At 46.7% G+C, this 20,277-nt stretch carries 14 protein-coding genes and 1 tRNA gene; 9 read left to right on the top strand and 6 right to left on the bottom strand.

Annotated elements, in window-relative coordinates; genetic code table 11:
• Positions 1 to 160: 160 nt before the first annotated feature.
• Positions 161 to 1,684, bottom strand: a complete 1,524-nt coding sequence (locus QUA23_RS13515; protein WP_333093882.1) for a serine/threonine-protein kinase — start codon at positions 1,682 to 1,684, stop codon at positions 161 to 163.
• A gap of 635 nt (positions 1,685 to 2,319) precedes the next feature.
• On the opposite strand from QUA23_RS13515, the gene QUA23_RS13510 reads away from it, so the two are divergent.
• The 3 genes from QUA23_RS13510 to QUA23_RS13500 all read left to right on the top strand — a co-directional run bounded on the left by QUA23_RS13510 (position 2,320) and on the right by QUA23_RS13500 (position 7,740).
• Positions 2,320 to 2,392, top strand: a tRNA-His gene (locus QUA23_RS13510).
• 175 nt (positions 2,393 to 2,567) lie between these two features.
• Positions 2,568 to 6,872 carry an AAA domain-containing protein gene (locus QUA23_RS13505; RefSeq protein ID WP_333076623.1) on the top strand — a complete coding sequence of 1,435 codons (4,305 nt, stop codon included), beginning with the start codon at positions 2,568 to 2,570 and terminating at the stop codon, positions 6,870 to 6,872.
• Positions 6,850 to 7,740, top strand: a complete 891-nt coding sequence (locus QUA23_RS13500) for a hypothetical protein (protein ID WP_333076625.1) — start codon at positions 6,850 to 6,852, stop codon at positions 7,738 to 7,740. The genes QUA23_RS13505 and QUA23_RS13500 overlap by 23 nt, the downstream gene beginning before the upstream one ends.
• A 258-nt stretch (positions 7,741 to 7,998) precedes the next feature.
• Here the strand turns inward: QUA23_RS13500 and QUA23_RS13495 are convergent, their stop codons facing one another.
• The 3 genes from QUA23_RS13495 to QUA23_RS13485 all read right to left on the bottom strand — a co-directional run bounded on the left by QUA23_RS13495 (position 7,999) and on the right by QUA23_RS13485 (position 10,780).
• Positions 7,999 to 8,214 (bottom strand): hypothetical protein, encoded by a 216-nt coding sequence (locus QUA23_RS13495; protein ID WP_333076626.1) that lies wholly within the window; start codon positions 8,212 to 8,214, stop codon positions 7,999 to 8,001.
• A 399-nt stretch (positions 8,215 to 8,613) separates the two neighbouring features.
• Positions 8,614 to 9,357, bottom strand: coding sequence for a DUF3747 domain-containing protein (locus QUA23_RS13490; protein WP_333076627.1), 744 nt, complete (start codon positions 9,355 to 9,357; stop codon positions 8,614 to 8,616).
• Between the two features lie 430 nt (positions 9,358 to 9,787).
• Positions 9,788 to 10,780 (bottom strand): ribose-phosphate pyrophosphokinase, encoded by a 993-nt coding sequence (locus QUA23_RS13485; protein WP_333046601.1) that lies wholly within the window; start codon positions 10,778 to 10,780, stop codon positions 9,788 to 9,790.
• A gap of 609 nt (positions 10,781 to 11,389) precedes the next feature.
• Between QUA23_RS13485 and QUA23_RS13480 the strand changes: the two genes are divergently transcribed.
• From QUA23_RS13480 to QUA23_RS13465, 4 genes are all read left to right on the top strand, one after another.
• Positions 11,390 to 11,848, top strand: a complete 459-nt coding sequence (locus QUA23_RS13480; RefSeq protein ID WP_333036877.1) for a GatB/YqeY domain-containing protein — start codon at positions 11,390 to 11,392, stop codon at positions 11,846 to 11,848.
• A 375-nt stretch (positions 11,849 to 12,223) separates the two neighbouring features.
• Positions 12,224 to 13,954 carry a serine/threonine-protein kinase gene (locus tag QUA23_RS13475; RefSeq protein ID WP_333076628.1) on the top strand — a complete coding sequence of 577 codons (1,731 nt, stop codon included), beginning with the start codon at positions 12,224 to 12,226 and terminating at the stop codon, positions 13,952 to 13,954.
• Positions 13,955 to 14,014: 60 nt separating this feature from the next.
• Positions 14,015 to 14,722 (top strand): dethiobiotin synthase, encoded by a 708-nt coding sequence (gene bioD, locus QUA23_RS13470; protein ID WP_333076629.1) that lies wholly within the window; start codon positions 14,015 to 14,017, stop codon positions 14,720 to 14,722.
• 255 nt (positions 14,723 to 14,977) lie between these two features.
• Positions 14,978 to 16,189, top strand: coding sequence for a M20 family metallopeptidase (locus tag QUA23_RS13465; RefSeq protein ID WP_333076630.1), 1,212 nt, complete (start codon positions 14,978 to 14,980; stop codon positions 16,187 to 16,189).
• 43 nt (positions 16,190 to 16,232) lie between these two features.
• Here the strand turns inward: QUA23_RS13465 and QUA23_RS13460 are convergent, their stop codons facing one another.
• The gene (locus tag QUA23_RS13460; protein ID WP_333076631.1) at positions 16,233 to 17,213 is read right to left on the bottom strand and encodes an aldo/keto reductase; all 981 of its coding nucleotides are present in this window, start codon (positions 17,211 to 17,213) and stop codon (positions 16,233 to 16,235) included.
• A 67-nt stretch (positions 17,214 to 17,280) separates the two neighbouring features.
• On the bottom strand, positions 17,281 to 18,672 hold the full coding sequence (locus QUA23_RS13455; protein ID WP_333076632.1) for a glycoside hydrolase family 10 protein: 1,392 nt from the start codon (positions 18,670 to 18,672) through the stop codon (positions 17,281 to 17,283).
• A 104-nt stretch (positions 18,673 to 18,776) separates the two neighbouring features.
• Here QUA23_RS13455 and QUA23_RS13450 point away from each other — a divergent pair, with 104 nt between their 5' ends.
• Complete coding sequence (locus QUA23_RS13450) at positions 18,777 to 18,899, top strand: hypothetical protein (protein WP_333110396.1); 123 nt, start codon at positions 18,777 to 18,779, stop codon at positions 18,897 to 18,899.
• A 2-nt stretch (positions 18,900 to 18,901) separates the two neighbouring features.
• Positions 18,902 to 20,185 carry an FAD-dependent oxidoreductase gene (locus QUA23_RS13445; protein ID WP_333093880.1) on the top strand — a complete coding sequence of 428 codons (1,284 nt, stop codon included), beginning with the start codon at positions 18,902 to 18,904 and terminating at the stop codon, positions 20,183 to 20,185.
• The last annotated feature ends 92 nt before the right edge of the window (positions 20,186 to 20,277 follow it).

Below are 20,277 nucleotides of genomic sequence, written 5' to 3'. Positions count from 1 at the left end.
CTCTGGATAGCAGACTTGTAGCTGTGTTCACCTTCAGCATCCATTGTGCGACAAGCGATCGCACCGAACCTCGGTCGCTGGTTACATCTAGCGCGACAAATTTCTCTGCTTTCAGGTAGAGTTTAAAGTTAAAATTTTAGTTAGTTAGTCGGTATAAACATTACAATTTAGGATCGGCATTATTGTCGCACTCGGTTAATTTTGCTGACAGGGCATCGAGGTGTCGCAGCCACTGAATGCCGCCAACCCAACTGCGAGAGGGGAGGTGTCCGATTGGTGCTTGCTGACTAAATTTAATCTGTCCTAAAGTAGTAGCAGAATTGTAGGTTTGCCAGTTGACCCGATCGCAAAATCTGATATAGTCTCCCTTAACGCTTTCATAAATCTGCTTTTGGACGCTGAAGCCAAACCGACCTTGACTGTAGTGCAACCAAAGGCGATCGACTGTTTGCAAATCTTCGCAGGGTAGCTGGTAAATTTGGCTAATTTCTAGCTGAGTTCCCGGTTCCTGGGAAATAGATTGACACATCAGACCCCAAGTTTCGCGATCGGCTTCTTTCCACTTTTTGTTAGACAAAAAATCGCGCAGTTTGGTATAATCAAGTCCCCGTGCAGAAATTAGGGTTGGCTTGATATTTGAAGTATTTGAAGTAACAGATAAGGAAAAATTTTCTGCACAATCGGCGACGGCATTGGTCGGTAAAATAGGACAATCAGGAGTTTGTAGGGCGCTGAGATCGGTTGAGTTGTCGCTATTATCGAGAGCAGGAGCGATCGGCTTTTTGGACGAAAGCAAATTTTGATGGCGAATATCTAAAGCTGCTTGGATATCTTGCAAAACTTCCGTAGCAAAACTGTACCGCTGAGTGAGGCGAGTTTGCAGCAATTTATCTAAAATTTCACCTAACTCGTCGCTAAGACTCGTGGCTTTAGGGAGAAACTCGCGCCACCACCAGCGCTCGTTGTCGCAGTCGTACATATCCAAGGGAGGAACTTGCGTCATTAGGCGAATGCAAGTAACACCTAAACTGTAAAGGTCGCTAGCAGGAAATACTTTGCCGCGCATTTGTTCGGGAGCTACATAATCTTGACTGCCAATGAGCGTTGCTGGACTAAGCATGGCTGAATCAGTCAGCAGTTTGGCAATGCCGAAATCGATCAATACGAGTTTGTTGTCCGACTGGCGGCGGATAATATTTTCGGGTTTGATGTCGCGGTGAATGACGCGCTTGTCGTGGATAAATTGCAGCACCGGCAATAAGTCTTGCAGCAGTTGCCAAATTTGCTCTTCATCGTATACACTCTTATCTAATTCTTGTTTAAGAGTCGATCCCTCTATAAACTCTTGAACTAAATAAATATGACCTTCTTGTTCAAAGCCGGCTAATAATCTGGGGATTTGCGGGTGTTTTCCGAGTTCGTCTAAACGGACGCCTTCTTGACGAAATAATTCAACGGCTTTGTTGAAAATTTCGGGGTCGCGGTCGTAAAAATAAAATTGCTTGACTGCACAGCGGGGTAGAGATGGGATGTCTTCATCAATTGCTAGGAAAGTTTTACCAAATCCGCCTCTACCTAAAAGTTCAATCGGCCGATATCGCTGTCTCAGCAACAGGTTAAAGCCGCAGTTTAAGCAAAATTTTGCGGTGTTGGAGTTTTGAGGATTTTGACATTGTGGGTTCACACAGTAGCTCATATTGATTTTAGATTTTATATTGCGGACAAGACTTTTTTTTAAACGAACCGCGAAGACGCGAAGCTGCGCGAAGGAAGAGGGAAGAGAGAAGAGAGAGAAGAAGGATGGTTGATAACTCATGCGGTGTGGGATAAGTTGTCCCGCTTCTTGCGTTGTATTTTTCGGGCGGGCGGGACACCCCACAAGCATTTCATCTGAGATGTTGCACCATTCTCAATCAGGCTTTTAGGGGCGGGCTAGACGAGCCCACCCTAAAATAAATTCCTTCTTTGTGGAACAGGCATCTTGCCTGTTCTTAAAAATGGTGCAAGATGTGAGTTGTATCAAACTGGAGTGTAAAATTTAGATGCGCCTGGGCTGATAAGGCTATTTTAATGCGCTAGATCGAATCGGGACGCGGCCAAAGCTGCCGAACCCAGGCCGCATGACTGCTGGGGGCGAGATAATTGCCGATCGCACAGGCCGATCGCCCAGAGCGAAAATTGTGCTATAGTCTTACTGTGCATGGAACTTGAGGCACAATCGATCTGTCCGGTTCAGGGACGCTCAGAAATATTTCAAAATATTTTTGCCCTACCCCTAGACTTGTGCTGAGATCTGATGCTATAGTTAAAACTGATACGGCGAGCGTAGCCAAGTGGTTAAGGCAGTGGTTTGTGGTACCACCATTCGTGGGTTCAAGTCCCATCGTTCGCCCTTTTGATTCTAAAGTGTTTAATACGATTGCCCGTCGCCTGTACGGTAATTTGCGAGGGTCGTAGGGTGTGCAATGCACACCTTAATTTTTTTTTTGATGTAGCGGTTCTGTCGGCACAAGTTCCGATGTGCTAATCTTAAATCCAATCTAAAATCTAAAATCTAAAATCAAAATATGCCATCTTTAGTAACAGAAGATTGGGGATATAAATTTAGTGGCGATCGCACAATTAATAAGTTTATTCGGGATATAGAAGGAGAAGCGGCTTTAGGGAAATATTGCGATTGGGAATGCAAAGAACGTGCGGAAATTCTGATGTCGGAGATAGCTGGCAAATCCCACAATCTTTTCTACGTCCGTCGCCAAAAGGTAAATGAGAGATTTTCTGAAGAAGAAATCTGGGAATTACTCCTTGCTACGGATGGAGATGATTTTGAATTACCCCAATTGTTGCAAAAAGCCGATCGCACTTTGCGGTTGTTAGCAACTGTACGCTGTGAAGACGGAATTGGCGGTTTAAAACTGCTGGATGCTGGTTTGGTGGCGGTTCCCAGAGGAAGGAAAGATGGGTATGCTTTGCCGGTTCAGTTGCGACTTTTGGCTAACAGTCGATCGCCAATTCCTGTAAAGTCGATCGCCCGCGTCCAACAAATGCCATTTTGGGACGACAGACACATACCGACTACCGAACAACTAAAAGTTTGGCATACTTTTTTAAATGTGGAAAAACGCATCGCGGAAGCGCGTCAATTTTGCGTGCCTTTCCGAGGACACAATTACGGTTCCGGCTTCAAAATCGTCACTTTTGAAATTGAGCGTAATTCCGCAACTCTTGATGGCTACGAGGAAAATCCCTTAGAATTGGGGGACTTTCGCGAAAGGCTGAAAAAAGCCAGAAATGAAGAAATTATCCTGTTTGATTCGCCGCCCGGAAGCAGAAGCAGCCGCGATGGAGAGACATTGGGTAGCATCGCTGAAATTGACTTTGAACATGGTAAATTACGCATTAAGTTAGATGTTGATTTAGGATCTCGCATGGCGGGCGGCCGATATCAACTACCAAAACAAGGATTCTTATATTTTGAGGCGGCGGGCGATATCAGTCAGATCGAACGCAAGAAAAAAGCTTTAAAAATGCTGACAGACGGGCGCGCTCAAAATCCCTATTTGAGTGAGTTTTTATTCGATGCTTCTCAGGCGAGACTGCCGGAAAAACTGATTAAATTGGATCGGGAAAACTTATTAAATCGCAATGCTAATGAGGACCAACTTGCCGCCGTAGAAACGGTACTTTCGGCGCGGGATTTAATTTTGATTCAAGGGCCGCCGGGAACGGGCAAAACGACTGTGATTGCGGAGATTTGCTATCAAATTGCCCGTCAGGGTGGTAAAACGCTCATTGCTTCGCAAGCAAATTTGGCTGTAGATAATGCTTTGAGTCGGTTAGTTCACAATCCGGCGATTCGGGCTTTGCGGAAGGGAAAAGCTCATAAGGTGCAGGAAGAAGGGCAGCCGTTTTTGGAGGAAAATGCGATCGGCACTTGGCTGCAAAATACGGCGACTGACTGCGAACAAAAGCTATCGCAGCGCCTGACTAATGTCAAATCTTTGCGGCAGTTGGTGGCAGAATCAGAACGATTTACCGCCTACTGTGCCGCAGAGAGAGATTTTTTTAATGAACTCAAACATCTGCACGACAGTCAAGCCAATCTTGAGGAAAAGTGCAGCCAGCAAGCGGCAGATTATGAACGGATTTTAACCGAAAAAAGCGAGATTGAATCCCTAGTTAGTGGACTAGAAAATTTGCTGGATGCGCCGAATGTCAACTGGGAATCTCCAGAAGTTGCTGAGTTTATGCCTCGACTAAAATCTTATTCAGAAGGCAATGTTTTAGTAGAAAACTTTATGGCAAATGTTCGCATTGCCGCCAGCTATGCTACTCAAATAGGCTTCGATCGCCCTGCTTGCGGCGCGTTTGGGATTGCGGTTTGGCTGCAGGAAACTGTAGCAGCGCAAATATCGGAATTTAAGACGGCATTCGATCGCGCTGATGATGTTTGTCACGCTATGTCGGCGGTTGCGGAGTCGCTGCGGGTGTCGCGGCAGATGTCTGAGGCTGTGAATCAACTTGAATTGGGCGATCGGCAAAATCAGACACACCGCCACAATCTCGAACAGAAAATCAAGAATTTGGAACTGCGAAAAGCGGAAATTGCAGCCGTTGTCGTCGCCGTTGCACAGTGGATTGAGACAGCAGATACGGGACTCTATGAAGTCGTGAAATCTTGCTGGGAAACGGGCGCAATGCTCACGGATGATATGGTAGAATTGCCGCCAGGATTGCTGAAAATTGCCCGATCGCTCAAATTGCCGATCGTGCCGCCCAAATGCAAAATCAATTTGCCCGATTTGGATCGGTTGCAGAAGGCGATATCCCACGAAGAAAGCGCAGGTTTTAAGGACATACAAGGGCAACAGTTCCGGTTTAGCGAGTTTCTACACTTAAATTTGAGTCAAACGCCAATCGTGCTCTCTGCGGGCGATCGTACACAATGGCAACAACTAGCCAAAGACTTCGCTAGCTACTCCCAAGTCAGCCAAAGTCAGCGCAAATTTATCATCGAAAAAGCTCGCACTTTCTTAGGTAGCATTCAACAATTTTATAGTGAATCATTGCACCCAAATCATATCCAGGCTACCTTCGATCGCCTAGTCAAAGAATTGCTGCACAGTATCCTCGCAAATGCGCGTCAGTGCGTGGTTCCCCTGAAAACCGAAACCGAACAGCAGCTTATCAAACAGCAACAGTTATTAGATAAAATCGGTCAAACCTTAAACCAGCAGCAAATATCCGCCGCTAAACTTCAGGTAGAAACAGCGCAGCAAGAGGCTAACTTAAAAATTAGCGAAGTTACTAATTTGTTGCAAGCAAGTGTCCAACAGCCAAACGCCCCTGAAAAGTTGCGGATTTTAGCCGAACAATATCTCGCCCAAAAATCCAATATTTGGGAGCAACCGCAGCAGTTTGTCAAGCAAGTTGATGCTTGGAAAGCCAGCACGATTCAGCTTGAAAAATCCATTGCTGACCTCGACCCTTTTGGGGTTTTGGAGACCATCAAAAACACTCTTGACGAGCATTTATCTCCGCGGCAAACTGCGGCTGCAAGTTCGCAGCAGCAACTCGCCGAACTTCAAACAGAATTGAGCGAAATTACCGCTCAACTGCAACAGCAGCAACCGACAGCAGCATTACTTGTTGAGAGAAAGTGGTGGGAGTCAGCATGGCAAACTATCCCGACTCAATATCAGCCAGAAGTTCCGAATACAGGATTATTCACCGTAGCTTTTTTAAACAAAATTAAGCGTTTATTCAAAACTTGGGAGCGGAAATTAGAACAAGAAGAAACCGCCCTCAATCGTTATCAAAAGTTTGTGACAGATTGGATTCAAAAACTCCGCAATCCATCAGAAAAAGACCGCAACGATTTAAAGCAAATTTATATTGACAATGCCAACGTCATCGGCATTACTTGCGTGCAAGCTGCTAGCTTCGATTTTACTAAAAACTTTCCCAGCTTTGATGCAGTCATCATTGACGAAGTTAGCAAATGCACTCCCCCAGAGTTATTAATTCCCGCTTTGAAAGGCAGAAAGTTAGTATTAGTGGGCGATCACAGACAATTGCCGCCGATGTTTAATCAAAGTACGATCGACGATATTGCCGAAGACATAGGCTGTACCGGAGACGAACTTAGCTTTATCAAAGAATCTTTGTTCAAAGTTTTGTTTGAAAATGCCAGCGACAGCATCAAAAAAATGCTGACAACTCAGTATCGAATGCACCCACAAATCATGGGCGCAATCAATCAGTTTTACCAGCAAAAACTCAACTGTGGCATTCAGGAAGCTGACACCAAGCGCGCCCACAACCTGGCAGGTAGGATCATTCAAGAAAATAATCACATTCTGTGGGTGAAAACGCCCATCGGACAAGGATTTGAAGAGGAAAAACAGGGTACTTCACGGTTGAATGTCAAGGAGATTGATGCGATCGAGCGTTTGTGCGAACAAATGGAGACAGCTTGGCGGCGCAAAGTTGCCGACGGTGAACCACCGAAAGAAATCGGAATTATCACTTTTTATGCTGCTCAATTAAATGCCATTAAAGACAGAATAGAAGCCGAAAGATTCCCTGCTTTGAGCATCCGCACTGGTACGGTTGACATATTTCAAGGCATGGAAAGACCTGTAATTATTGTCAGCACAGTGTGCAATAATGTTAGGGGCGATATTGGATTTGCTAAGGAACCGGAACGGGTGAATGTGGCATTTTCCCGCGCTCAAGAATTGTTAGTAGTTGTGGGCTGCCACGATTTATTTACTCAACAAACAGGTACGGTCGGAAAAATGTATCAGGAAGTTTCAAAAACGGTGCGTCACTGCGGAGGTTTTGTAGATGTTTCTAGCGTCCTCAACTAAACCAATAGACTCGAATTTAAGTTCGCTAGCCGAACAGATTGAGCAACAAAATCCGGGTTTGTCAGTGTTGGCGGCGCGTCAATTTCGCTTCGCAATCCGCCAAACTCCGCTGGAGGTGGCGATTAGCGAACCGCGCGAGTTTAACGTGTTGGAAGAGTTCATTTTGCGGGCGGGCGTTGAGTTTGAACCTGCGCCTACTTTGAAGGAATTGGCGGATTTGCTGGGGTTGGACGAGATTTTTGTGAAGACTACGGCGGCGACTCTGGTTAGTTTGGAAAGCTTGGAGGTGGCTGAAAATGGAAAAATTGCGATCGCCCCGCAAGGTAGAGATTTTTTCGAGAAAGGTGCCGTTAGTCGATCGCAAATTCAATCAATTTACGCCATTTCCGATCCGCTGAATCAAACTCTTACCTTTAAATTTGATCCTTTAGCGACAGAATCGGTCAACTTGCCAGATTTAGCCGATTTAGTCTCGCTAGAACATAAAATTACTGACCTTGCGGATTTAAGTATAGCAGAAATCCAGCCGTTAATTCAAGATTCCGGCTTAGGAATTCACGTCCCAGAAAACGGCAAAATTGTCTCTGCTTGCGATGTCGTCGGCGACGACTTAGATATTTGGCAAACAGTCTCGATTTTTGTGTTGCTAGATGCGATCGAAAATAAAACTACTATTCAAGCCAGACAGGGAAAGCAAATATTAGAAACAGCATCAAACCGACTCAACGAACTTGAATCCCAGCAAAAACTTTCCTTAAATGACTTGTGCAAATTAGCCCCCGACATCGCACAGCAAGAATCCGAGACAATCCCCGTCCCGAAAACTCCTAAAAAGCCATCTAAGAAGAAACCCAAGAAAACGATATGATGAGGACTAAAGTCCTGATTGCGAACTGGTTTGTAGTAAGGACTTTAGTCCTGATTAACTGATATCTTGCACCATTCTCAATTACTTGTTTAGGAACGGGCAAGATGCCCGTTCCACAATAAAATCAAGTTTTGTGGAACGGGCATCTTGCCCGTTCTTGACAAGAGTACAACATATAACTATTAACCAACAAAGGAGGTAATTGTGCAATATACTTAGATTCCCAACTTCTTGAAGAAGTCGGGGATCTAATTCGCCCTACTGAGCCTTAACGCATTTCAGCATCCGCAAAGTAGTCGCGGCCGCGTAATTCTGCTTTGCAGAATCATTCGCAGCAAACCGATCGCCAATTTCGTTAATAGCGGCAGCAACAGAACAATAAGAAGACCTTTGAGTAAAAATAGAAGCAGCCCAATAATTCTGAGTGTCTGAAAAAGTTTTAGACGGCTCTTTAGCAACTAAATCCCGGTTCATTCCCCGGGCAGAGAAACCAAATTCCGCCGCTCGACGGAGCACCGCCATCAATTCAGCGCGAGTGACGGACTGCGTAGGTTTAAAAGTTCAATCTTGATAACTGCTAACTATCTTGTTCTCCCGCGCAAGTAGAACTTTTCACGCACTCCAGCGGAGAATATCAACATCGCTATAGGGACGGATAGAAACATTGCTATGAAATGTGATATAGCATCTTGTATTCCTTTCCAGGATTCCAATACTAAAGATACCAATTGCTCTCTGGTAACAGCAAGTTGCAGTCGAAAGGTATTATTTTGAGAAAACCGGGCTACAAATCCAAAGCCCACAGCTTCTTTAATTTAGGAAGCGTAGATATCATCGGTAGCTATCTCCGAATTGTAGAAAAGCCAGTATGGCCTACGGTATTGGTATTTCCTGCGGTATTGGCTGCGGTATTGGTATTTCCTGCGGTATTGGCTGCGGTATTGGCTGCGGTGATGGCTGCGGTATTGGCTGCGGTATTGGCTGCGGTATTTGTATTGGTATTGGTATTGGCTGCGGTATTGGCTGCGGTGTTGCTTCGGTATTGCCTCCGGTATTGCCAATTTCTCCCGGCGCGGATTGATTGGTAGTGAAATAAAAGTGGCCTAATGTGCGGCCTTGGTAAGCTCTTTTACTCAAGCGCCAAGCAGGATCGAGACTGATTTTCATGAAGTCGTTAACATCGCCGTTTGTGCGACCGATAATCACCGATTTACCTTGGTAATCTACCGGAGTTCCAATTAGTAGAACATTGCCATCAACAGTTTCCAAAGTTAGGGTGTATTTTAATGCTAAATCGGTGCCTGCCATGCGAATTGAAAAGCCGTTGCTGTCAGTTGCGCGGCCACAAATACCTGTGAAATCAAAACTAACTAATAATGGATCGACTTTTACGGGATTAGAGCCACTTTCGCTCCAGCATTTTCGCTTGTCAGATACTTGTTCTAGAATTAGCAATTGGTAGCCGCCGGAAGGGCGGGGTTGGGCGATGACAATTACTCGGTCTTGGTTAATGTCGGTTTCGTCAAAAGTAAATGCTTTAGCCGAACCGATCGCGCCAAGTGTTAAAATTGCTGAACCTGCCAGTGCCACCACTGTTCGTACAAGTGAATGTTTCATGATTTTTCCCTATTGGCCCCTTATTGTGATGAGACTTATCTAGAATATAAAAAGTCGCCCTCTTCAGACAACAAGATAGAATTTTAGCATCTCTTGTTCCGGTGGTACCAAGTGCGATCGATCGGCGATCGTCACATTGGTTCGTAGTGAAAACTCAAGTCCGAGCGAATTTTATGAGGACTTGAGTCCTCCCTAAAAAGTTATAACCGTTATTTTAGCGAGGAACTTGATAAGCTGTTCGACCTCTAAATTGTATTTTCCGGGCGGAGGGGACGCCCACTCCCCAAGAATTTAATGGAAGTTGACAGTAAAATTTAGATGGGCCTGGGCTTATTACTTGCGGGAAACGATCGCACTATTCACAAAAAAATGGTGCGTTACACTTGGTTAACGCACCCTAAAACAAACATTCAAAAAGTGTCTTTGCCCTCTAGCGGAACATACTGCTAACAGAACTATCTTCGTGAATCCGCCAAATAGTTTCTCCGAGCAAATTGGCTACTGAAAGCACCGTCAACTGCTTAAAACGGTTCTCTTCCGGCACAGGAATTGTATTCGTAACAATTACCTCTTCCAAAACCCCGCTCGACAAACGCTCGATCGCCGGAGGCGAAAACACCGCATGAGTAGCACAAGCATAAACCTGCCTCGCACCCTCGCGGCGCAACAATCTCGCACCTTCAGAAATCGTGCCTGCAGTATCGATCATATCGTCCACCAACACAGCAGTTTTGCCCCTGACATCACCGATAAGATTCATCACTTCTGCCACGTTGTGAGCTTGGCGGCGCTTGTCAATAATTGCCAGGGGAGCATCACCAAGCTTTTTGGCAAAAGCTCTCGCCCTAGCTACTCCGCCAACATCCGGCGAAACCACAACAATATCCGTCAATTGCTTGCTCGCCAGATAATCCAAAAGCACTGGCGAACCGTAAACGTGGTCGAAAGGAATGTCAAAATAACCTTGTATCTGAGCTGAGTGCAAATCCATCGCCAAAACGCGACCGGCCCCAGCCTCAGTAATCAAATTAGCCACTAATTTTGCAGTAATCGACTCTCTTCCGGCCGTTTTGCGGTCAGCCCTAGCATATCCGTAATAGGGGATGACGGCAGTAATTTGTCTGGCCGAAGCGCGGCGACAAGCATCGATCATAATTAACAATTCCATGAGGCGATCGTTTACCGGACAGCAAGTTGGCTGAATCAAGTAAACATCGCAACCCCGAATCGATTCTTGAATTTGAACGTAGAGTTCCCCATCAGCAAACCGCTTGCGAACCATCGGCCCCAAATCGATCCCCAGATAGCGAGCCACCTCTTGGGCGAGGGGAACATTAGCAGAACCGGAGAACAGCCGCAGACGGTCATGAGCGGAAACCGGCGGCTCGGGAAGCGGAAGCGGTAAAGTAGCAGAACGGATCACAGCAGGCCTCTTGCAGGACGTTTATTCCATCGCTATCTTACCATCTGAAACTAGAAATATTCAGCCAATTTTTTAATAGATTTAACTTTCGGGGCGACCACAAGTGTGAAGTTAGACGAATTGAATAGGACTTGCAGAAATATGTCCGAGAAACCCGGTTTCTAGCCCACTTTCGGCACCCTCAAGGGTCACAATCGGTTTTTACTTATTTTTATCCACCAATAAAACTATAAGTTATACTAGAATACCGTACATTAACGGATAAATTACTTTTTAAAGGCATAATTTATTACTGTAAAGATAGAGCATTCTGCGTAATTATGCTGTGTGACACCCCCAAGGTGTGGAATGTGGGTTCTAGCGAACTCTGTACTGGCAGAAGTACGATCGCACTTATGTCCCGGCGTCTAAAAGTTCTGGCGTGAGTCAATTTGGGGCCGAGGCTGGAAGTCAAGCCGCCCAAAATTCAGTCGAAGGCCGAAGGCATCCGGGTTCAATGCGATAAAAATGCCGCCAACAGGCAATAAACTTGAAAAATACTGTAAAAAAAGTTAAGAATCGGAAGCATACTCCAGATTTTTGATATTGGGCAAAGCAAGGTAGAAATCGATGAGCTTAAGAGAACGCATTGACGCAGAAATCAAAGCAGCCATGAAGTCCAAGGACAAAGTTCGCTTGGAAACAGTTCGCGGCATCAAGAAATTTATTCTCGAAAAAGAAGTCAGCCTTCGTCCCTCTGGCCAAGAGACGCTGACAGAAGCTCAAGAAATGGAAATTTTGATGCAAATAGCCAAACAGCGCCGGGATTCGATCGAACAATACCGCAAAGGTGGCCGCGAAGATTTAGTGGCACAAGAGGAGGCGGAGTTAGCAATTGTTGAAGAGTATTTGCCGCCGCAGATGTCAGACGAAGAGGTGAGTCAAGTCGTTGACGAAGTGATTGCTTCGGTTGGCGCTACTTCTGCAAAAGATATGGGCAAGGTGATGGGCAAGGCAATGCAGCAGCTTAAAGGCAAAGCAGACGGTAACAGAATTCAAGACATGGTGAAAGCAAAGCTTAGTCAGTAGTCAGTAGTCAGCAGACATCTCCCATAAATAATCTCCAGCTTTATAGAGATGTATAGCCTAGACCGAGGGGCGACAATTTATTAGGGCTAAGGCCAAAAAACCCGGTTTCTACGAAAAATCGTGCATTTCTCCCTTGAGATATTGACGCAGAAACCGGGTTTTAGATCGGGTTTGCGGGTTGCAACCTGTGTATTTTCGTGAAAAAACCCGGTTTCTGAGCATCCTTGCGTCCAAGAATGTCAAAAAAATGTAAAATACTAACTTTGGTCGGGACTGGGGACTACAGATAGTGAAGTATGCTCAAGAGCATTAAAGACATAGCATTACTAAGTCTGTGAGCGATCGTCTATTTTTTAACAGTTTCTACTTAAACTTATGCAGCCACCTATTGCTATTGGAACTCTCCTACAAAACCGCTACCGCTTGGTGAATATTTTAGGTCAAGGAGGATTTGGCCGGACTTATTTAGTAGAAGATTTGGGACGGTTTCAAGAACGCTGCGCCCTGAAGGAATTGATTCCGGTGCAAAGCGGGCCTTATGTGTTGGAAAAATCGAAGGAATTGTTTCAAAGAGAGGCGGCAATACTTTACCAAATTGGGCACCCGCAAATTCCCCAGTTTCGGGCAATATTTGAAGAGAACCAGCGTTTGTTTTTAGTGCAGGATTACGTGGAAGGGATGACTTACCGCGAACTGTTGCTCGATCGAACTTCAAATGGTCGCAGCTTCACCGAAGCCGAAGTCTTGGTATTTATCCGGCAAATGCTGCCGGTACTCGCTCACATCCACGCCCGCGGCATCATCCACCGCGACATCTCCCCAGAAAATATCATCCGCAGGGAAAACGACCAAATGCCGGTGCTGATTGACTTTGGAGTGGTGAAGGAACTCGCCACCAAAGTCCAGTCTCCCGAAGGAACAGCCCACGCGACAACAGTCGGTAAAATCGGTTACGCGCCGATGGAACAGTTGCACAGCGGGCGAGCAACAGCCAGCAGCGACCTCTACGCTTTAGCTGTAACGGCGATCGTCCTGCTGACAGGCAAAGAACCGCAGGAATTGCTCGATCAAACAACGCTGCAGTGGAATTGGCAGCAGCAAGTGCAGGTGAGCACGGGTTTGGCTTTGGTGCTGAATCGGATGTTGAGCCGGTCTCCGGGCGATCGATATCAATCTGTCAGCGAAGTTGCCCAAGCACTCGACGCCCAAACTAATCCTAAGCCTAGCCAGCCAACTGTACCGCCCGCGCCGCCTGCAGTGGTGCCGACAAACCCTTCGCTAATAGCAACGGTGGCCGTGGGCAGGCCGCCGGAGCCAGCCGCCCCGACTTCCCCCCCGCCCAACCAGCCAGCCGCCCGGAGTTCCCGCCCGCAAAACCAGCCAGACCCGTTAAGTGAGCCAGCAGGCGACACTTTTTGGGACAATCCCATCGCTGCGATCGGACTGCTGGCGGGCTTAGTAATCTTGACTGGCTTCGGTTCCTGGGCTTTAGTCGGCTCATTTCTCAACAATTCGCGCCCCAAACCCACTCCGACACCGCCAGCACTCACAAGTCCAACCCCGACACTAACTCCGGTACCAAACCCGCTACCTTTGCCAACCCCAACCCCGCAACCTTTGCCAACCCCAACCCCGCAACCTTTGCCGGAACCCAGCCCAGAACCTTTGCCGGAACCCAGCCCAGAACCTTTGCCGGAACCCAGCCCCGAACCTTTGCCGGAACCCAGCCCCGAACCTTTGCCGGAACCCAGTCCAGAACCTTTGCCGGAACCGAGCCCAGAACCAAGCCCAGCGCCAACTCCGACACCAAAACCGACGCCCGCGCCGACTCCCGCGCCCAAACCGACGCCCAAACCGACGCCCGCACCAACTCCCGCACCCAAACCGACGCCCGCGCCGTCGCCAACACCCGCACCAACTCCCGCGCCAACACCCGCACCAACTCCCGCGCCGTCGCCAACACCCGCACCGTCACCGGAACCGGAACCAACTCCCGCGCCGTCACCGGAACCGGCCCCAACTCCTGCACCGTCGCCGGAACCGGAACCGGAACCCGCGCCGTCACCGGAACCAGCACCAACGCCCGCACCATCGCCAGAACTCTAAACTTCTGGCAAAATTCCCCTAGACTGAGGTTGAGGCCAATTATTTGTTAGCTTTTTGCCAATGAACTCGCTGCTAATTGCTGGAACTGATACCGACGCGGGCAAAACTGTTTTGACCAGCGCTCTGGCTGCTTATTGGCAAATGTATTTTCCCGAGCGCAGTTTGGGAATTATGAAGCTGTTGCAAACAGGAACGGGCGATCGCGAACTCTACACCCGTTTGTTTTCCCTCGACCAATCCCCCGAAGAACTCAATCCGCTGCACTTTGATGCGCCTCTAGCACCGCCGATTGCTGCGGAACGGGAGGGGAGACGTATCGAACTCGAAAAGGTTTGGACGGCGTGGCAAAGCCTCTCGCAGCGCAAGGATTTTGTGTTGGTGGAATCTTTGGGAGGGCTGGGATCGCCTGTAACGTGGGAACTGACGGTGGCCGATATTGCCAGGGATTGGCGGCTGAGGGGGGTTTTAGTAGTACCTGTGAGGTTGGGGGCGATCGGGCAAGCTGTAGCGAATGTTGCTCTTGCCAGACACAGTGGTTTTAAGCTGAGAGGAATTGTGCTCAATTGCGTTAAAGCTTATTCGGAACAAGAAATTGCCGATCTAGCGCCCGTTGATTTGATCCAGTCGCTGACTCAAATACCTGTGTTGGGTATTTTGCCGCATTTAGATGACCCGAGTGACCTTGCTAAATTAGCTAAAATTGCTTCAGATTTAGATTTAGAGCGGTTACTGCCAGGGGTTAATTTAGTTGCTCAGACTTCTAAATAACCCTATTCTAAACACCTCTCTTTCTCTTTCTTCTCTTCCTCTGCGTACTCTGCGCCCTCTGCGGTTCATAAAAAAAAATCTCCTGCACAACTGGGATAGGATTGAAGAAGATTTTATTTTAACCACAGAGAGCGCAGAGAGCGCAGAGAAAGGGAAAATAGAGTTTCACAAATTATTCCTGGTTGCTATAATTAGTGATTACCATTTATCAATTGATTAAATCTAAAACCTGATCAAAAAAAAGGAGAATAAAACATGGTTTCTACTTTACCGAATTTAACGTCTGTCGATTTATCTCAATTGCGGCTGGAGATTAGAAATTTGCAGCCTCAGCTAGTCGAATGGCGTCGCCTTTTGCACCAAAAACCCGAGTTGAGTTTTGATGAAAATTTAACGGCGCAGTTTGTCTCGCAAAAGTTGCAGGAATGGGGAATAGATCATGAAACTAATATTGCTAAAACTGGTATTGTCGCAACTATAGACAGCGGCAAACCGGGACGGGTTTTGGCAATTCGCGCGGATATGGATGCTTTGCCTATTCAAGAAGAAAATGAGGTGGATTATCGATCGCAGCATGATGGAATTATGCACGCTTGCGGCCACGACGGCCACACTGCGATCGCCCTCGGTACTGTTTGTTATCTCGCAAAGCACAAACACAGCTTTTCGGGTAAAGTAAAATTTATCTTTCAGCCCGCCGAAGAAGGGCCAGGAGGGGCAAAACCGATGATTGAAGCGGGAGTTTTAAAGAATCCTGATGTTGATGCGATCGTCGGCTTGCATTTGTGGAACAATCTACCTTTGGGCACTGTAGGCGTCCGCAGCGGCGCTTTGATGGCAGCTGTCGAAGTTTTTGACTGCACGATTTTTGGCAAAGGTGGACACGGCGCAATGCCACATCAGACTGTGGACTCGATCGTAGTTACAGCCCAAATTGTCAGCGCTTTGCAGGCAATCGTCGCGCGGAATATTGACCCGATCGACTCAGCGGTAGTAACTGTCGGCAAATTCCACGCAGGCCACACCCACAACGTCATTGCCGATACCGCTCAAATCGGTGGCACGGTGCGCTATTTCAATCCTGCATATCAAGGTTATTTTGCACAGCGAATCGAGCAAGTAATTGCCGGAATTTGTCAGAGTCACGGGGCAAATTACCAATTAGATTATTGTTCGCTTTATCCGCCAGTTATTAATGATTCGAGAATAGCTGAATTGGTGCGCGGCGTGGCAGAATCAGTTGTCGAAACTCCTGCAGGAATCGTTCCCGAATGCCAAACAATGGGCGGCGAGGATATGTCGTTCTTTTTGCAAGAAGTTCCCGGTTGCTATTTCTTTTTGGGTTCAGCAAATCCAGAGAAAAACTTAGCTTACCCGCACCATCACCCGCGTTTTGATTTTGATGAAACTGCGCTAGGGATGGGTGTAGAAATGTTTGTGCGGTGTGTGGAAAATTTTTGCGGTTAGCTTTATATGTAGGGTGCGCAGTGCGCACCTTACCGCTATCTAATTATCGAGTTTGAAAGATATTCTGCACCATTTTCTTATCTACACTCGCCGCCGCCTTATCCAATTCTGCAATCTCCCCGGAGTCTAACTCCCAGCCCAAAGCACCAATATTATCCCTCGCCTGTTCCACAGATTTAGCCCCCGGAATCGGAATAGTTTCTTTACAGATGCACCAGTTGATGGCTACCTGCGAAACACTCTTGTTCCTGAATGCCGCTATTTCTCGCAAACACTCCAAAAGCGATCGCATCCCCGGAAGTAGCTGCTTGCACGCCAAACCTCGGATACCTTTAGGAAGAGAGCCATTTTCCGAGTATTTACCTGTCAGCAAACCCAAGGCTAGAGGACTGTAAGCAATCAATTTTATACCCAATTCATCGCAAACATCTTTCAATCCGAGTTCTGTTACCGGATAGGTGGAGAGTAGCGAATATTGCACTTGTAAAGTAACAATAGGAATTTGGCGATCGCTAAATTTCCGGTACACCCATTTCAGCCGTTTCGGCCCGTAATTAGACAAGCCCACTCCCTTGACCAATCCTTGCTCGTAAAGGTCAGCCAAACCGTCTAAAAGAGCCCCCTCTTGCCAAGGAGCGTAATTAGCTGTAGACCAGTGCATTTGTACCAAATCTACATTTTTTCCGAGGCGCCCAGCAGAGGCTTTGCAAGCAGATATCATTGATTGTCGCGTCAGTCTCCAAGGATAAGCAGCCAGTTTTGTCGCAATACAAATACTGTCTTTATTTGCACCTTGATATTGTTGAGAAAACTGCCCCAAAAGCTGTTCGCTGCGTCCGTTTAATTTCCCTGTTCCGTAAGAGTCGCCGGTATCGAATAAAGTGACGCCGTTACTAACACAAAGATTGAAAACGGCTTGCAATTCGTCGTCCATACTTTCATTGTAGCCCCAGAGAAATCTGTTGCCCCAGGCCCAAGTGCCACAGCCCATTTTTGGAAGTAAAAGTTTTTGGTTAGTTTGCATTTTTATTGATGATTAATGATTGATGTCGCGGTAAGGTGCGCAATGCGCACCCTACTTTTTAATTATTTTACGTGGTTGGTAATGGCGAGGGTTGGCTGTTTTTGGTAGGTTGCTCTGGCTTAGCTTTCGGGTCTGGTTTGGGTGGCGCAGGTGGAGGGAAATTCGCCGCGCGTCTGGGTATTTGTAGCGCTGTTCGGAATGCAGAAGACGGGAAGAAAGCACTAAATTGAGAAAGTCGATCGGCGAGTGGTTCGGGTGCATATTCCCACAAGCTTTCGTAGTAGAAGAAAGCGACACCTAAGCCGTATCCTTGGACTGCTTGCACCTGAGATTTAATTTGGTGAATCGGTACTGGGTTATTTCTCAAACCTGTCATAATCCCAACTCCGGTGGGAATTTTTTGCTGTGCTTCTTGCATTTCTGGACGGTTAATCTTGTCCACAAATGATTCTAGATTGGGACGGTAGACTTGCACGATTAGCTCGTCGGCAATATCCAAACGCACCCAAGCCAGCCAATCTTGCAGGTGATGTTTGTAAGCAAAATCGTAGTAATTGGGAGAAATCGAGAAAATTGCATTGGGTTTGACTGCTTTGACGGCTTGATTTAGCTGCGACATAAAAGCGGTAATTTTATTTGCTCGCCACTGCACCCATGCTGGATTTTGAAAATCTTTTGGCGGAGCTTTTTTTGTTTCTTTGGTATACAAAGCAACTGTGTATTCATCGTAGCCAAATTCGGCCGGCAAACTCATGTGATCGTCAAATTGTATGCCGTCTGCGTTATATTGAGTGGTGATTTCTAGTACGAGTTCGGTAATGAATTGCTGGACTTCTGGATGAAAGGGATTGAGCCAAACTACTTCCCCGCCCGCGTCGTTTGATGTTTGGCTGCCGTCCTGTTTTTGTGTCAGCCACTCGGGATGATTTAAGGCTAATTCTGATGTGGGAGGAGCCATAAAACCAAACTCAAACCAAGGAATTACTAGCAGGCCTTGGTGGTGAGCTTTATCAATTAAATCTGCGAGCATATCTTGTCCGTCTAACCCTCTGTAAACAAAGGGTTGAATGTCTCTTTGCTGCGCTACATAGCTGGGATACATTGCATAGCCAGAATTCCAGGCTACAGGATAAATAGTGTTAAAATTTAACCGTTTTAGTTGGCTGACAGCATCTCCTAGTTTGCGACGATCTCTGAGGATGTCTTTGTCGTTTGTCGTCATCCAAACGCCGCGAATTTCCTGGCGGGGTTGCTGGGCGATCGCAGGAATCAAGTTGTTCGCCAGCAATACTATAATGAATGAGAGGGCAAACAGAAGCGGGAAAAGAGTTTTAATCGATCGCTGCCAACTGCGCGGAAGGATGCGTAATGTCATAGTTTTGAATGGTGAGTTAGCTATCGAAACACACCCCGGCATAATTTGGTGATAAAATTTGGTCGCTCTACAGTCTACAGCCATTGGCGCTGAATGTGGAATCGGTTAAGTGCAATAGGTGGATTGATGTTATGCGATTGCAACTGAGCGAAGTATAATCTATGACACAGAGAGTAGATGAGAGCATTATGTCAAAGTGGTGGGAAATCATTCATTACGCACTGCAAGCTCTCTTTACCGGACAGTGTGGCCCAAGGAATGCGAGTGCTGTACAATATCGGTGCTGGAATATTTCGATCGAACATCTGTAATTGTGAAAGATTTAGTGTTAATTGGTGGCGGTCACAGTCATGCTATCGTATTAAAAATGTTCGGCATCAAACCGCTGCCTGGAGTGCGTTTGACTCTGATTAGCGATGTCCTGCACGCGCCTTATTCCGGGATGCTGCCGGGGCACGTTGCCGGGTTTTACGATTACGATCAATGTCACATCGATTTGCGATCGCTCGCTGAATTTGCCGGGTGTCAAATATTGGTCGATCGGGCGATCGCGATCGACTTTAACAAAAACTTAGTTATTTGTCAAACTCGCTCTCCGGTTAATTTTGATGTGCTTTCTGTGGATATCGGCAGCACCCCTGCGACTTTATCTGTACCGGGTGCCGCTAAATATGCAATTGCAGCTAAACCCGTACCGGAGTTTTTAGCTAGCTGGAATCAGTTGATACAATCTAGGCAAAATCATCCCGATAAACCGCTGCAGATCGCAATTGTCGGTGGCGGTGCAGGCGGCGTAGAATTAGCATTAAATATGCAATCTCGATTGGGGAAGGAAGAGGAAAGAAGGAAGAGGGAAGAAGGAAGAGGGAAGTTCGGCAACGGATTCTCTAACGGATGTAACGGATGTCAGGAAGAAGGAAGAAGGAAGAGGGAAGAAAATTTAGACAATTTATCATCAGAAATTCATTTGTTGCACAGCGGTGCTGAATTGATGCAGGGACACAATCAGCGGGTGCGTCGCCGCCTTCAAGAAATTCTCATCAGTCGCGGCATTCAATTGCATTTAAAGGAAAAAGTTTGTGCTGTAAAAAAAAATGAGAGGGAAAGCACTCTTCAATTCCCTACCAATTACCAAATTTCCTGTAAATCAGGTTTAGAATTAGAGTGCGATCGCATTTTTTGGGTGACACAAGCATCGGCAGCCAATTGGATCGGAGAATCCGGTTTAGCAGCCGACTCAAACGGCTTTATGCAAGTCAACGATTGCTTGCAATCAGTCTCTCACCCCAACGTATTTGGGGCTGGCGATATCGCTGCGATGCTTAATTATCCCCGTCCCAAAGCAGGCGTGTTTGCCGTGCGTCAGGGCAAACCGCTTTTTGAAAACTTGCAGCAGTTTTTATTGGGAAAACCCCTCAAACCCTTTGCACCGCAGGAACAATACTTAGGGTTAATTGGTACTGGGAATAAAAGGGCGATCGCCTCTCGCGGATCTTTCATGTGGGAATCGGCGCTGCTGTGGTACTGGAAAGATTGGATCGATCGCCAATTTATGCAAAAATTTAGCAATCTGCCCAAAACCCGCAATACCAAATAATAATACATTCAGATAGGCGTTGCTGAATTTATGTATGATGTAGCGATCAAGAGCCAAAAACATTATTCAAAACAGGATGGAATCTTTAGCTA

Source organism: Microcoleus sp. Pol1C5 (genome assembly GCF_036701115.1).
Classification (GTDB): Bacteria; Cyanobacteriota; Cyanobacteriia; order Cyanobacteriales; family Microcoleaceae; genus Microcoleus.
The sequence above is the reverse complement of the archived record's forward strand: the minus strand, read 5'-3'. Positions and strand labels throughout refer to the sequence as shown.